The organism is Wenzhouxiangella sp. XN201 (genome assembly GCF_011008905.1).
Taxonomy (GTDB): domain Bacteria; phylum Pseudomonadota; class Gammaproteobacteria; order Xanthomonadales; family Wenzhouxiangellaceae; genus Wenzhouxiangella.
Genome location: NZ_JAAIVI010000020.1, coordinates 434,858 through 449,779 on the forward strand (window position 1 = coordinate 434,858; position 14,922 = coordinate 449,779).

General features: G+C 64.4%; 10 protein-coding genes. 3 read left to right on the top strand and 7 right to left on the bottom strand.

Features of this window, described 5'->3' with window-relative positions:
- The first annotated feature begins 8 nt into the window (after positions 1-8).
- A complete protein-coding gene (locus tag G4Y73_RS11415; protein ID WP_164231761.1) occupies positions 9-743 on the top strand; it encodes a creatininase family protein in 735 nt (244 codons plus the stop codon).
- A gap of 167 nt (positions 744-910) precedes the next feature.
- On the opposite strand, the gene ubiB is transcribed toward G4Y73_RS11415, so the two are convergent.
- From ubiB to G4Y73_RS11445, 6 genes are all read right to left on the bottom strand, one after another.
- The gene (gene ubiB / locus G4Y73_RS11420; RefSeq protein WP_164231762.1) at positions 911-2,554 is read right to left on the bottom strand and encodes a ubiquinone biosynthesis regulatory protein kinase UbiB; all 1,644 of its coding nucleotides are present in this window, start codon (positions 2,552-2,554) and stop codon (positions 911-913) included.
- Positions 2,551-3,162, bottom strand: coding sequence for an SCP2 sterol-binding domain-containing protein (locus G4Y73_RS11425; RefSeq protein WP_164231763.1), 612 nt, complete (start codon positions 3,160-3,162; stop codon positions 2,551-2,553). The genes ubiB and G4Y73_RS11425 overlap by 4 nt, the downstream gene beginning before the upstream one ends.
- Positions 3,159-3,884 carry a bifunctional demethylmenaquinone methyltransferase/2-methoxy-6-polyprenyl-1,4-benzoquinol methylase UbiE gene (gene ubiE, locus G4Y73_RS11430; RefSeq protein ID WP_164231764.1) on the bottom strand — a complete coding sequence of 242 codons (726 nt, stop codon included), beginning with the start codon at positions 3,882-3,884 and terminating at the stop codon, positions 3,159-3,161. Before ubiE ends, G4Y73_RS11425 begins: the two co-directional genes overlap by 4 nt.
- A gap of 179 nt (positions 3,885-4,063) precedes the next feature.
- Entirely contained in the window at positions 4,064-4,411 is a 348-nt protein-coding gene (locus tag G4Y73_RS11435) for a gamma-butyrobetaine hydroxylase-like domain-containing protein (protein ID WP_164231765.1), read from the bottom strand.
- Positions 4,408-6,078 carry an AbgT family transporter gene (locus tag G4Y73_RS11440; RefSeq protein ID WP_164231766.1) on the bottom strand — a complete coding sequence of 557 codons (1,671 nt, stop codon included), beginning with the start codon at positions 6,076-6,078 and terminating at the stop codon, positions 4,408-4,410. Before G4Y73_RS11440 ends, G4Y73_RS11435 begins: the two co-directional genes overlap by 4 nt.
- Positions 6,079-6,297: 219 nt before the next feature.
- The gene (locus G4Y73_RS11445) at positions 6,298-7,611 is read right to left on the bottom strand and encodes an SLC13 family permease (RefSeq protein WP_164231767.1); all 1,314 of its coding nucleotides are present in this window, start codon (positions 7,609-7,611) and stop codon (positions 6,298-6,300) included.
- A gap of 182 nt (positions 7,612-7,793) precedes the next feature.
- Here G4Y73_RS11445 and G4Y73_RS11450 point away from each other — a divergent pair, with 182 nt between their 5' ends.
- Entirely contained in the window at positions 7,794-10,178 is a 2,385-nt protein-coding gene (locus G4Y73_RS11450; protein ID WP_164231768.1) for a TonB-dependent receptor, read from the top strand.
- Positions 10,179-10,282: 104 nt separating this feature from the next.
- Entirely contained in the window at positions 10,283-13,612 is a 3,330-nt protein-coding gene (locus G4Y73_RS14300; protein ID WP_205596611.1) for a PAS domain-containing hybrid sensor histidine kinase/response regulator, read from the top strand.
- Positions 13,613-13,619: 7 nt separating this feature from the next.
- Here G4Y73_RS14300 and G4Y73_RS11460 read toward each other — a convergent pair whose 3' ends face one another.
- On the bottom strand, positions 13,620-14,831 hold the full coding sequence (locus G4Y73_RS11460; RefSeq protein ID WP_205596612.1) for a flavohemoglobin expression-modulating QEGLA motif protein: 1,212 nt from the start codon (positions 14,829-14,831) through the stop codon (positions 13,620-13,622).
- Positions 14,832-14,922: the final 91 nt, after the last annotated feature.

Here is a 14,922-nt window from a genome sequence, read left to right on the forward strand (position 1 = left end):
AGTCGAACATGTTTCTTCAGCAAGCAACCTGGCCGGAAGTCGCGGCCTATCTCGAACGATCGACCGGCATCGTGATTCCCATTGGATCGACCGAACAGCACGGGCCCACCGGATTGATCGGTACCGACGCCATCTGCCCCGAGACGATCGCCACCGGCATGGCCGAGTCCGGCTTGCTGGTTGCGCCGACGCTGAGTATCGGCATGGCCCAGCACCATCTCGGCTTTCCCGGTTCGATCACCTTGCGGCCTTCGACGCTTCTGGCGGTAGTGCGCGACGTGATCACATCGCTGGCCGGACAGGGTTTCACCCATTTCTACTTTCTCAACGGCCACGGCGGCAATATCGCCACGGTCAACGCGGCTTTTGCCGAAGTCTGGGCGGAAGCCAGCCTGTCAGGGCAGGAATCGGGACTGGCGATGAAACTCGGCAACTGGTTTGCAGGGCCGCGCGTGACGGCGCTGTCGCGCGAGCTCTACGGCGAGGCCGACGGCAGCCACGCCACCGCCTCCGAAATCTCCCTCACCTGGTATGCCCACCCCGAGGCCGAGCGGCGTGACGGGCTCGACCCGGTGCGTGCGCCGAACGGACCGATCCGCGACGCGATCGACTACAGAAAGCATTTCCCGGATGGCCGCATCGGCTCGGAACCGCATCTCGCCACACCCGAACACGGTAAGCGCTTCTACGATGCCGGCCTGGCCGATGCTCTGGATGACTATCGGGCGTTTGCGGGATCCTGATCAGGGCGTTTTATGGAACCGCAGATTACGCAGATTTACGCAGATGAATGAACGATCCTCGGATTGCACAGAGAGACACAGTTTGAAGTTGATTGCTATCGCCGACCGGTGATCGGGTTGACCTTAATTTCAAATCTGCGTCAATCTGCGGTTGCATTAACTCCCTTTCAGCGCCAAGTGCGCCAGCCCAGGATTATTCCTGCCAGCACGGCGATGCCGGCCGGCAGGGAATGGCCCTGCCACAAGGGGGCGACCTGGTAGCCGGCCAGCACGGCGCCGGCAATGATCAGGCCGGTGGCGAAGACGGCGCCGGGCAGGCGGCGGTTGTGGCGACCCAGCTCAGCGGCCAGCTTTTCGAGATCGTCGGAATCAATGCGGGTTCGCAGTCGGCCCGAGCCGGCCATCTTGAGGTAGTCATGCACCAGCCCCGGCAGTTCGGGTGACCGGGCCAGCCAGCCCGGCAGCTGGCGTGCCAGGCGGCGGGCCGTGCGCGGCAGGCCGTAGCGCTCGGCGAAAATCGCTTCCAGCTCCGGTTTGGCGACTTCCCAGATGTTGAGCCGGGGGTAGAGTTCACGGCCCATGCCTTCGATGTTGAGCAGGGTCTTCTGCAGCATGATCAGCTGCGGCTGCAGGGTGAGCTTGAACTGTCGTGCCACGGAAAACAGCGCGATCACCATTTCGGCGAAGGAGACTTCCTCCAGCGGCCGGGTGAAGTTCGGTTCGCCCACGGTCCGTATCGCGGCTGTCAGTTCGTCGATGCGTGTATCCGCCGGAACCCAGCCGGCCTCGACATGCAGTTCGGCGACGCGCCGGTAGTCGCGATTGAAGATGGCCAGGAAGTTTTCGCCGATGTAGTAGAGGTCCTCGGGCGTGAGGCTTTCGACGATGCCGAAATCCAGCGCGATCCAGGTCGGATCTTCCGGATTGGACGTGTCGATCAGCAGATTGCCCGGATGCATGTCGGCGTGGAACAGGTTGTCACGAAACACCTGGCCGTAGAACACGCGAATGCCGCGTCGAGCCAGTCGTTCGAGGTTGACGCCGCGGCGCTTGAGTTCGTCGATATCCTTGACCGGCACGCCTTCGACGCGCTCCATTACCAGCACGCGCGCGGCCGTCAGCTGCCAGTGGATCTGCGGTATATAAAGGTCGCTGGAGCCCTCGAAGTTGCGCCTGAGCAGCGAGGCATTGGCCGCCTCGGCCTTCATGTCCAGTTCGCGCAAGATGACACGCCGGAACTCTTCGACGAGATCATCGGGCCGGATTCGATCGCCCTCCGGGTGATAACGGCGGGCAAGCCGTGCCAGCGCGCGCAGCAGTTCGAGATCGCGGTTGATCTGTCGCTCGATGCCCGGCCGGACCACCTTGACGACCACCTGTTCGCCGGACTTGAGCTGTGCACCGTGCACCTGGGCGATCGAGGCCGAGGCCAGGGGGACATCCTCGAACGCTTCGAACAGCGCATCGATCGATTCGCCCAGCTGATGCTCGATGATGGCCCGGGCCTGCTCGGCCGGGAAGGGCGGGACGTCGTCCTGCAGGCCGGCCAGTTCCTCGGCCATGTCCTCGGGCAGCAGGTCGCGGCGGGTCGACAGGATCTGGCCGAACTTGACGTAGATCGGCCCGAGTTCTTGCAGCGCCAGGCGTAATCGCCTTCCTCGCGGCAGCTCGCGCACCCGGCGACGGCCCCAGGGCAGCAGGCGCACAAAGCGGGCGAACTTCAGCGGCGGCAGCGCCACAAGCAGTTCGTCCAGGCGGTAGCGTGCCAGGGTTAGCGCGATACTTGTCAACCGAATGCCGCGCGCGATCATGCCGGTCTTCCGCGCTGAATGCGTTTCTCCAGGCGGTCGACGGCTTCGCGTAGCTCGTCGACGTCGTGCACGAAGTCTTCGACTGCCTCGCGCGTGACCAGCAGGCCGGATTCCTCGCGCAGGAAGCGGGCGGTCTGATCTGCGGCCGTATTCGATACGTGTCGGGCGCCAGCGCGTGCCTCGCCGAGCAGACGCCAGAGCTGGTGGCCGACAACCGGGCCGAACTGCTCGACGAACATCGCCTCCCAGTCGGGGTCGAGCCGCTTGAGCAGCTTTTCGAAGTGCTGGGCGGTACCGGCATCCCCCTCGATTCGAACGCCGCTGCCGGGCGCGCGCCAGTCGGGCACGGCCATGGCGAGCAGGGCGATCGGCGTGCCGCTGATGGTGGCATCCGGGGGTGAGTCGTCCTCGGCGCTCACCCCCAGCGCATCTTCACGCCCCTGGAAATACAGGTCGATGGCGAGGCCCTTGAGTTCCAGCCGGACCAGCTTGCCGGTGAGCGGAACAAGGTGCTGACTCGCCCGGTCGTCGAGCGCAACGGCCCGCGCGATGGCCTGCTCGACGCCGACGGCGAGCATACCCGGCAGCGGTGTCAGGTAACGCGTCAAACCTTGGCCCCCCGGTGGATGGCACAGATGCCGCCGGAAAGATTGGACCAGCTCACCCGCTCGAAACCGGCCTCGCGCATCTGCTCGGCCAGCGCGGGCTGGTCGGGGAAGCGTCGGATCGACTCGGCCAGGTACTGGTAGCTTTCGCCGTCACCGGCAATGCCTTGGCCCAGCCTCGGCAGTACCTGGAAGGACCAGGTGTCGTAGACCTTTGCCAGCGCCGGCAGCCCGACCTTCGAAAACTCCAGGATGTGCACCCGGCCGCCGGGCTTGAGAACACGGTACATCTCGGCCAGGGCCTTGTCACGCCAGGTTACGTTGCGCAGGCCGAAGGCAATGGTGAGATGATCAAAGTGGTTGGAGGCGAAGGGCAGGGCTTCGGCATTGACCTGCAGCCATTCCAGCCCCTGGACGAGCCCGACGGCGTCCATGCGCGAGCGGCCGGTGGCGAGCATCTCGCGGTTGATGTCGGCCACTACGACCTCGGCACCGCGCTCGCGCGCCAGGCGGGCGATATCGCCGGTTCCGCCGGCCAGGTCAAGCAAGTTCTGACCCGTGCGGATGCCACAGGTCGCCACAAAGTGCCGCTTCCAGAGCCGGTGAACACCCAGGCTCATCAGGTCGTTCATCAGGTCGTAGCGTTTTGCCACCGAGGAGAAGACGCGGCCGACCAGTTGCGTCTTTTCCTCGGGCGATACTTCGCGGTAGCCGAAATCGGTCATGACGGGCAATGGTCTCGATTGGATTGGGAACCGCAGATGAACGCGGATGAACGCAGACTAGAATTTGTCAGCAACGTGATAAATGAAGGAGTGAAGAGGAGCCGACAGGGGTCACCACCCAACCGTGCATGGATCTTTCCAAAAAATCTGCGTTTATCTGCGTTCATCTGCGGTTCGATTCAAAGCTCTTCCCGGCCCAGGCGTTCAGCGTAGCGGGCCAGGTTGGCGTCCATGTTCCTGCCCAGATCATAAAGGAAAGACCATGAATAGATGCCGGAATCGTGGCCGTCGTCGAAGATGAGCTGGACGGCGTAGCTGCCGACCGGAGCAATGGCCTTGATGCCGACTTCCTCCTTGCCGGTCAGCAGTTTCGGCTCCGACAGGCCGTGGCCGCGCACCTCGGCCGAGGGCGAATGCGTGCGCAGGTAGTACGCCGGCAACTCGAAATGAACGCCGTCCTCGAACTCGACCACCAGCACCCGCCGACCACGTTCGTAGCGAAGCTCGGTCGGCTCGGGCGTGTTCACGGGGCGGGGTAGTAGGTCGGCGAGCCCGGGCCCACGGGAAGTCCCAGTCCGAACACCCACAGCAGGAACAGCAGACTCCAGCCAATGAAGAAGCAGATCGAGTAGGGCAACATGGTCGCGATCAGGGTGCCGATGCCGAACTTCTTGTCGTAGCGAGTCGCCCAGGCCAGGATCAGGCCGAAGTAACTCATCATCGGCGTGATGATGTTGGTGGTCGAGTCACCAATGCGATAAGCGGCCTGAATGACTTCAGGCGAGTAGCCGATGAACATCAGCATCGGCACGAAAATCGGCGCGGTCACCGCCCACTGCGCCGAGGCCGAACCCAGCGACAGATTGACGATGCCGCACATAATGATGAAGAGCACGAAAACCATCGGGCCGGTCAGATTGATGGCCTGCAGGAAATCGGCCCCGGTCACCGCCAGGATCAACCCGAGATTGGACCAGCCGAAAAAGGCCACGAACTGCGCGGCGAAGAACACCAGCACCACGTACAGCCCGAGCGTGGAGATGGCCGACGACATGCCGTCGATGACGTCGCGATCGTTTTTCATTGTGCCGACGACGCGACCGTAGGCGAAGCCGGTGACCAGGAAGAATACGAAGATCCAGGCCACCACCGAGCGGAAGAACGGTTTCGAACTCTCGAGGAAGTTGCCGGCATCTGCCGCCGGATCGCGTAGTACGCCGCCCTCGGGTACCACCATCAGGGCAATCAGACCCACCACTGCCAGCATGGCCAGGCCGGCGACCATCAGGCCCTTGTTCTCCCGGCCGGTCAGCGGCTTCATCTGGCTGTCGTCGAGCACCGATGGGTCGGCGTTCGAATCGTCGTAGGTGCCCAGCTTAGGCTCGACCACGAAGATCGTCACCAGCGAACCGATGGCGGTAATCATGAACGTCGAGATGATCATGAAGAACCAGTTGGCGGTGGCGTAGACCTCGTAGGCCGGATCGATCAGTTGCGCCGCCTCCTCGGTGATGCCGGCCAGCAGCGGATCGATGGTGCCGAGCAGCAGGTTGGCACTGTAGCCGCCCGAGACCCCGGCAAAGGCGGCGGCCATGCCGGCCAGGGGATGGCGCCCGAGCGCCAGGAATATCGCACCGCCCAGTGGTACCAGTACCACATAGCCCATCTCCGAGGCGGTATTCGACAGCACGCCGGCGAACACCAGGGCCACGGTGACCACGTGTTTCGGCGCCGACAGCACGATGCCGCGCACCAGCGCCGAGAGCAGGCCCGATTTTTCGGCCACGCCAACGCCGAGCATGGCGACCAGCACCACGCCGAGCGGGGCGAAATTGACAAAGTTCGAAACCAGGCCGCCGAGGATCTTGCGCAGGCCTTCGGCGTTGAGCAGGCTCACGGCGCGGATTTCGCAGTCAGGCGGCGCGCCGGTCGCTCCTTCCGGGCAGTGGGTGCGTTCGACTGTGGCATCGAGTTCGGCGACCTCGACTGTTTCCACCACCGCCGGTCGCGGATCCTCGACGCTGACGTCGAGCCCGCCGAACAACCCCGACAGGAAAACCATCAGCGTGGCCAGCAGGGCGAACAGCGTGACCGGGTGGGGCAGCAGGTTGCCGAGCCACTCGACCGTGTCCAGGAAGCGGGTGAACCAGTTGCGCGAAGCGACCTCGGCCGCCGAGTTGTCGGAATTGCTCACGATGTCAGTCCCTGCGTTTGATCCGGAGTGCCGCCGCGGCAGCGACCCGGCATGATAGCGCAAGGGCCTTGCCGGTGCAGTAGGCCGCGGTTCGGGCCTCACGCCAAGGCGCCAAGGCGCGAAGGTCGCCAAGAAGGCTAAATCACAAAGATCTTACAGTCCTTGGCGTTCTTGGCGCCTTTGCGCCTTGGCGTGAACCCGACAAGCTTTGACGACCCGTCACAGTCCGAGCGCGAACAGCCCCAGGCAGAGGATCAGGCCGGCGACCGGGATCAGGACCGTCAGCGCGCCCATGGCCGGATACGCGGCCGAGTGGGTTTCGTTGCAGATGGCGCGGATGGTGGTGACCACGTAACCGTTGTGCGGCAGCGAGTCGAGGGCACCCGAGGAGATCGAAACGACGCGGTGGAGCTGGTCGGGATCGACGCCGGCATCGACGTAATGCGGGCCGAGGATGGGCAGGGCAATGGCCTGGCCGCCGGAAGCCGAGCCGGTCATGGCGGCGATCGCCGAAACCGCGATGGCGGCGCTAATCAGGCCGTTGCCGGGCAGGCCCGTGACCCAGACCACTGCGGCATCGAAGGCCGGCGATACCTTGGCGACCGTGCCGAAACCGACCACGGCGGCGGTGTTACCGATGGCCACCAGCGCGCCGACGCCGCCTTCGGTCAGTGCCTGGCCCGGCTGATGCAGATGGCGCAGGTTGATGGCGGCGGCACCCACGCATCCGGCCAGCAGGGCCACGATCAGGGCGGAAATGCCGAGCTGGTCGTGCAGCGCGAAGGAAAAGCCCAGCACGAGCAGCAGGGGAACGAGGGCCAGGATCGGGTTGGGCAAGTCGTCGCGGCCGCTTTCGGGATCGACCTCGCGTTGCTCAAAGCGCTCGCCGCGCTCGACAGCCCGCTTGAGCATCCACTGCAGCCAGAAATAGCCGGTTGTGGCCATGAAGATGGCGACCACCAGGCTGGCCTGCCAGGCCGCCAGGGGGCCGGTGCCGAGGTGTTCGATCGGGATCCAGTTCTGGATTTCCGGCGAGCCGGCCGAGGTCATCGTGAAGGTCACGGAGCCGAAGGCCAGGGTTGCCGGGATGAAACGCCGCGGCAGGTCGGCATCGCGGAACAGGGCCAGGGCCATCGGGTAGACCGAGAAGGCGACCACGAACAGGCTCACGCCGCCGTAGGTCAGCACGGCACAGGCCAGCACCACGGCCAGGGCGGCCTGTTTCGTGCCCAGGCGGCGGATGATCCAGTGGGCGACCGACTCGGCACCACCGGAGGACTCCATCAGTTTGCCGAACAATGAGCCCAGCAGAAAGACGAAGAACCATGAGGCGATAAAGCCGGTAAACCCGTCCATGTACTGGGTCACCAGGTTGGCCTGGCCCTCGACGGCCAGCGGCGGCAGCAGGGCAATGTTGCTGGTCAGGGCGACGATGAGCGCGCACAGCGGCGTGGCCACGAACAGGCTCATGCCGCGCATGACGAGTACGATCAACAGGGCGAGTCCCCCGAGCAGGCCGATCAGGCTGAGCATGGAGTCGGTTCCGCTTGAATACGGCGGCCATGGTGGCAAGGGGGGCGATCCGGCGGAACTGTACCAAGGTACAAGTTACAGCATGGACGGGCTTGACTAGTCTGCATGGCGTGCCGGTCGCTTTCCGGATCGCCGGAGCGACGTCAATCCGCCAGCCAAGTCTTCGATTAGAGGGAGTAGAAATGAATTCGCTGAAGCTGTCAAAATTGAGCCTCGCCATCGTCATGGGCCTGGCGATGACCAGCGGCGTGTACGCACAGGACGAGGAGTCCGATGCCGCCGAAGAAGAGCGTACGGAAGGTGCTTCCGAACTTGAGCGCATCGAGGTCACCGCTCGGCGACGGTCCGAGAGCCTGCAGGATGTGCCGCTTTCCGTGACCGCCCTGTCGGGCGAGAACCTGGAACAAGCCGGGGCACAGGACATCACCTATCTCAACCAGGTCGTGCCCAACACCACCATGGAAATCTCGCGCGGCACCAGCAATACGCTGACCGCCTTCATTCGCGGTATCGGCCAACAGGATCCCGTGGCCGGGTTCGAGGCCGGTGTCGGTATTTACATCGACGATGTCTACCTGAACCGGCCGCAGGCCGCCGTGCTCGACATCTACGACGTTGAACGCATCGAAGTGCTGCGCGGACCGCAGGGCACGCTCTACGGGCGCAACACGATCGGCGGGGCGGTGAAGTACGTGACCAAGCGTCTTGGCCATGAGCCATCGGCCAGCATTCGCGCCAGCGTCGGCAGCTATTCCCAGGCCGACCTGGTGGTCAAGGCCGAGACGCCGATCGGCGACAGCCTGGCCATCGGCGGTGCCGTGGCGACCTTCAATCGCGACGGTTTCGGCAAGAACCTGACAACCGGTGCCGACAACTACAACAAGGATGTGTTGGCTGCTCGCGCCAGCATGGAATGGACGCCGACCGACAGCCTGTTCATGCGGTTGTCGGGGGACTACTACAAGGATGACTCCAACCCGGTCGGCGGACATCGCCTGATCCCCGGGCTGTTTTCGGGCGCCCCGGTTCTCGATGACGTCTACGACTCTCGTGGCGGCATGCAGGGTGAGAACGAAACCGAACAGCAGGGTCTGAGCTTGCTGTTGGAGTACGACATCAACCCCAACTGGCTGTTCAAGTCGATCACTGCCTGGCGCGAGGACGACACCATTCAGCAGATCGATTTTGACGCCTTGCCGCCAGTCGATCTGGACGTGGCCACGATCTATGACAACGAGCAGTTCAGCCAGGAATTCCAGCTCAACTTCACGGGTGAGATCGTCAGCGGTGTGACCGGTTTCTACTATCTGGATGCCAATGCCTTCGGGCCATTTGACGTGCGCTTGTTCGAAACCGGTGACCTGATCGGCGCACCCGGCCTCAACGCCTTCACACTGGGCGATGTCGATACCGAAACCTGGTCAGTCTTCGCCGACGCCAGTTTTGACCTGGGCGGCTGGTTCGACCTCGCGACCGATCTGGAGCTTTCCCTGGGCGGTCGTTATACCAGCGACAAGCGCTCATCGCGCGTGCTTCGCCAGACCATGCTGGGTGCATCCACATGGTTCGGCGGCGACCCGGTGGTGCTCGCCACCACCTCGGACTTCGATGGCTCGGAAACCTTTACCGATTTCACGCCGCGCGCCAGCCTGGCCTGGAAGCCGAACCGCGACCACAACCTCTACGTGTCGTGGAGCCAGGGTTTCAAGGGCGGCAGCTTCGACCCGCGTGGCCTGACCACGGCCACACCCGATTTCAATGGCGACGGCACGATCTCCGAGGATGAAGTCTTCGAGTTCATGAAGTTCGAGCCTGAAGAAGTCGAGACCTGGGAAATTGGCGCCAAGTCCAGTTTCGCAGACGGGCGGGTTAGTACCAATGTGGCGCTGTTCCACAGCGACTACACCAACATCCAGGTGCCCGGTTCGATCGGCGTCGATACCACCGGTGACGGGATCTCCGATACCTTTGCAGGCGTCACCACGAATGCCGGTGCTGCAACCGTTCAGGGTGCCGAGCTCGAATTGAGTGCAATGCTGGGCAGTAACCTGGCCACTACCGGCGATGAGTTGAGCACCATGCTCGCGCTGGGTTACATCGATGCTGACTATGACCAGTTCATTGCCGCAGTGACCGATCCGGCGACCGGCTCGACCGCGCTCGAGGATGTTTCGGATCAGCGGGTGTTCCAGAACACGCCGGACTGGACGGGTCATCTGAACCTACGCTACGACGTGCCCATGGCCCTGTTCAGTCACGATGGCCTGTTCTCGGTAATCGGAGCCTGGTCCTATCGCGGCAAGACCCATCAGTTCGAGATTCCGTCGCAGTTCCTCGACCAGGAAGCCTACTCACTCTACGACCTGAACCTGGTGTGGCAGCGTGCGGACGGCCGTTACCAGATCGGATTGCACGGACGCAACCTGAGCGACGAGCAGTACAAGACTTCGGGCTATGTGTTCGCCACGCCGGACGGCAGCGCTTCCACCCTGGGCCTGGAGGGCGTGATGAATGCGTTCTACGCACCGCCGCGCACCATTACGCTGACCGGCACCATCAACTTCTGAGTCGGTCATGACTCTCCTGTCGGGGTCGGAGCCGCGCGGCGGTTTCGGCCCCTTTTTTTGCGTAAACTGACCGCCATGTACAGCGGCACAGAACGCCTCTGATCGTGTCCACCCTTGTGCTCATTGCCGCTGGTCTGGCCTGGCTTGGCGTCCTTTTCGCCGTCGCCTTGCTGGGGGAGCGAACGAGTGGGCGATGGCGCGCCGCCTGGCCGGTGGTCTATTCGCTGTCCCTTGCGGTCTACTGCACGGCCTGGACCTTTTACGGCACGACCACCCAGGCCGCCCGATCGGGCTGGCCGATTCCGCCGACTTTCGTCGGCACGATCCTGCTGTTCGTGGTGTTTTTTCCCTTTCTGCGTCGCCTGGTCGCGCTGAGCAAGGCGACCAATGCCACCAGCATCGCTGACTTCATCGCCAATCGCTTCGGCAAGTCGTCGGTGCTGGCCGCGGCCATCACCGGTGTGGCGGTGCTCGGCATCGTGCCCTACATTTCCCTGCAGCTGCAGGCCGTGGCCATGAGCTTCGAGGCCATTCACGGCCGGCCGATTGCAAGCGATTCGGCCGCCTGGCAGGACCTGGCTTTCTACGTGGCCATGCTGATGGCCGTGTTCGCCATGCTCTTCGGGACCCGGCGGGCGGCCGCAACCGAACACAATCGCGGCCTGGTGCTCGCGGTCGGCTTCGAGTCGCTGCTCAAGCTCACCGCCATGCTGGCGCTTGGCGCCTTCGTACTGTTCGGCCTGTTTTCCTCTCCCGCCGAGTTTGCCCGTGAGGCGCCGTCGCCACCATTTTCAGGGCTGGATTCATTCCTCACCCTGGTGCTGCTGGGCGCGCTGGCCATGTTCACGCTTCCGCATCAGTTTCACATCGGCGTGGTGGAATGCCGGCAGGAACGCCACTTGCGCGTTGCCCGCTGGCTGTTTCCGATTTTCCTGATCCTGATCAGCCTGCCGGTGCTGCCGCTGGCCCGTGCCGGCAATGCCCTGCTCGAAGGGACGGTGCCGCCCGATCTCTACGTGCTGATGCTGCCGCTGGGCGAGGGCAATCGGGGCCTGGCCCTGTTCGCGTTTCTGGGCGGGCTGAGTGCGGCCACCTCGATGGTTATCCTGGCCAGCCTGACCCTGTCGATCATGATCGGCAACCACTGGCTGACACCCGCCCTGCTCAACCGCCACTGGGGCCGGGTGAGCGAACTCGGCATTCCGGTTCGCCAGCAGCGTCGCCTTGGCATCGTCGTGGTGTTGCTGCTGGCCTATGTCTACAGTCGCTCGATTGGTGCGGCCGATGCACTGGCTGATATCGGTGCGCTGTCGTTCTCGGGCCTGGCGCAGTTGGGGCCGGCGGTGGTGCTGGCGGTCTACCGACCCGGCCTGTCGGCCCGCGGAATCCTGGCCGGCATTGTTTCGGGGGTGTTCGTCTGGGCCTACGTGCTGTTTCTGCCGCTCTTGCTGACCGGCTTCGGCGTGCAGGCCGACTGGATGAGCACCGGGCCGCTGGGCCTGACCTGGTTGGCACCGGAAAACCTGTTCGGGCTCGACGCGGTGTCACCACTGACCCGGGCAGTGGCCGCCAGCCTGGCGGTCAACTTGCTCGTCACCGGCATCGGCGTGCAACTGGATGGTCGTGCGCACGCCGAGGAAGCCACCGACGATCCCCTGCGTCCCGATATGCTCTATCGCCTGGCCGAGCGTTTTCTGCCCGAGGAGCGAATCGAAGCTTTGTTCGCCGACCGTGCCGACGCGCGCATTCTGGCCGCCCGACTGGAACACGAACTGGCGGCCGTGGTGGGCTCGGCTTCGGCCCGGCTGCTGCTGGATGCCGCACGCCGACGCACGCCGGCGCCGCTCGATACCGTGGCCGACCTGGTCGGCGAAGCGGCCGAACAGGCCCGCTTCAGCCGCGAAGTGCTCTCCGGCGCGCTCGAGAACATGAGCCAGGGCGTGTGCGTGGTCGACCAGGATATGCGCCTGGTGGCCTGGAACAGTGCTTACCTGGCCCTGTTCGACTATCCCGAGAAACTGATCCGTGTAGGCCGGCCGGTCTCCGAATTGCTGCGCCACAATGCCGAATCGGGCCTGATGGGCAGCGGCGATATCGAGCGAAAGATCCAGCGCCGCATCGCCCACAAGCGCGCGGGTACTCGCCATCGTATCGAACGGCCCTGGCGGGACGGGCGCATCATCGAGATTCGCGGCAATCCGATGCCCGGCGGTGGTTTCGTGGCCACCTTTACCGATGTGACCGACTTCCGTCATGCCGAGGATGAACTCCGGCGCATCAACGAAACCCTGGAGCAGCGGGTGGCCGAGCGCACGCGCGAACTCGAGCAGGCCAAAGTCGAGGCCGAACGTGCGAGCGAAGCCAAGACGCGTTTCCTGGCCGCGGTCAGCCACGACCTGGTCCAGCCGCTCAACGCCGCGCAACTGCTGACGCATGCGCTGTCAGGGCGGGTGCGCGAGACCAGCACGCAACGCTCGCTGGCCCAGATCTCGGGCGCCCTGGCCGCCACCGAAGATCTGCTCGAAGGACTGCTGGACATCTCCCGACTCGATGCCGGCGGCATGGAGCCCAGGCGCAGCCGTTTTCCGCTGGCAGAGTTGTTCGAACAACTGCGCGGCGAGTTCTCCGTGCTGGCGCGCGAGCGGGGGCTCGACCTGGCCTGTGTCCAGACCCGTTTGTGGGTCGAGACCGATCCGCAGTTGCTGCGGCGCATCCTTCAGAATTTCCTGTCCAACGCCGTGCGCTATACGCGTCGCGGTCGGGTGCTGATCGGCTGCCGCCGGCGTGGCGAGGAGGTGCTGATCGGCATCTGGGATACCGGGCCCGGTATCAGCAAAGACGATCAGGCGGTCATCTTCGAGGAGTTTCGTCGACTGGGCGAGCGTCAGCACGCACCAGGCCTGGGCCTGGGCCTGGCCATCGCCGAGCGCATGGCGCGGCTGCTCGGTCACGATATCGAACTCGATAGCCGACCGGGCAGCGGCACCCTTTTTGGCGTACGGGTGCCGAGAGCCGAGCCGAAGCACGCGGTCAGGCCGCATTCGCGCGAGTCCTCATCGCCAGCTTCGGGCCGAGTTCTGATTGTCGATAACGAGGCCGCCATGCTCGGATCGCTCGACACCCTGCTTTCGGGCTGGGGCTTTGAAGCGCGGGTGGCAAGTAACACCGAGCAGGCCCTGGCCGGGCTGGCTGATTTCGACCCGCATTTGCTGGTCGTTGACTATCACCTCGACGACGGCCGCACCGGGCTCGAACTGCTCGATGCGTTACGCCAACGCGGCTGTGCGGCAGCAGCGATCCTGATCAGCGCCGATCACGCGGCCGATGTCCGCCAGGCGGCCCGCCAGGCCGGCTGCGAATTTCTGCACAAGCCCATTCGGCCATTGGCTCTGCGTTCGCTGATGACGCGTATGCTGCCCCGTCGCCGCGGCTGAGACGCGTTCAGGAAAAGCGGGCCACCGGTGCACTGGCCAGCACTTCTGCGTAGCGTTCGTGCACCTGGCCCATGCGCACACGTTCGAGAAATCCGGAATAGGCCAGGTAGCTGACCAGGAAGCGGCGATCGGCCGCCCAGGGCGGCAGGAATTTCGGGGCCTTCAGCAGGCCCATTTCGGTCAGCTCGCACAGCACCGGAATGTCGGCCAGCGACAGCTTGCCGCAGAACAACAGCTGCAGGATATCGGCCCGACCGGCGGCGACCAGGGAACGCAGGAAGTCGTGCACTCTCAATAGTCCGTCGAGGTAGACCACGTCCTTGGTGAACGGGGCGCCGCCTTCCAACACGCCGCCGCGGAATACCCGTCGGGCCTGTTCGAAGGCTTCACGCTGAATTTGTTCGGTCGTCGGCTGTGACCTGGATTGGCCGGCAGACCGCTCGGCCTGTTCGAGAAAATGCCGGTAGACCTCAATGAAATCCGCCCCATCGACGGCCATCTGAATGGCCAGCACGCGATCGGCCAGGCGACTGAGCCGGTCGACGTCCATGCAGCCGGTGATGAACTCTGCGAAGACGGCGAGGCCTTCCTGGGTTCGTGTGGTGCCGGGATGGCTCGAGGCGAGTATCGGTAGCGCGGTCTGGGTGCGCCCATTGAGGGCGGTGGCGACGTGAATACCGGCCTCATGGTGGACCAGCTGATCGACGTCGCGATCGGTGAAATTCGCCCCGGCGCGGATGCGGATGCGTTCGGCGCCGGCGGTGGCATTGGCCGACAGCTGATCAACGATCTCGACCGTCGGTGCATCGTCGCCGAAGAAGCGTAGTACGGCCGCCGACATGCGCCGGGCCACGTCCTGGTCCGTGGCGCTGGCGTCTTCGGGTGCTCCCAGGTCGAGGTGGTTGAGACCGTTGATGATGCGTCGCAGGCGGCGTGCAAGCTGCAGCGGGCTGGCGCTGGAATCGGGCAGGGCCTCGGACGGGCTGCCGTAGAGCTCGCGCGAGGCGTCGAAGAAAGCCGGCTGACCGAGCGCCTTCAACATGGTGCTGGCGGTGGCGAGTCGATCGGCAATGCGTTCGAGCCAATCCCGCGCAGGGCCGCTTTGCGCGATCAGCGGGCGAGCTTCGAGCAGGGCGCGGTCGACGGCCGCCGTGTCGACGGCCGGATACTCGACCTTCGGCAGATTGCGGCCACCGCCGGCCAGAAAAGCATCGCGCACCGACAGCGGCCAGGCCAGAACACCTAGAATGTGCAGCGGTTGTTCGGCCTGGCGCAGGGCCGTGGCGGCGCGGGTGATGCGGTCGGCGACC

Excerpts from the sequence above, each read along its gene's own strand:
- G4Y73_RS11445 (WP_164231767.1), bottom strand. The coding sequence starts at position 7,611 with ATGCTCAGCCTGATCGGCCTGCTCGGGGGACTCGCCCTGTTGATCGTA.
- G4Y73_RS11415 (WP_164231761.1), top strand. The coding sequence starts at position 9 with ATGTTTCTTCAGCAAGCAACCTGGCCGGAAGTCGCGGCCTATCTCGAA.
- ubiB (WP_164231762.1), bottom strand. The coding sequence starts at position 2,554 with ATGATCGCGCGCGGCATTCGGTTGACAAGTATCGCGCTAACCCTGGCA.
- G4Y73_RS11450 (WP_164231768.1), top strand. The coding sequence starts at position 7,794 with ATGAATTCGCTGAAGCTGTCAAAATTGAGCCTCGCCATCGTCATGGGC.
- ubiE (WP_164231764.1), bottom strand. The coding sequence starts at position 3,884 with ATGACCGATTTCGGCTACCGCGAAGTATCGCCCGAGGAAAAGACGCAA.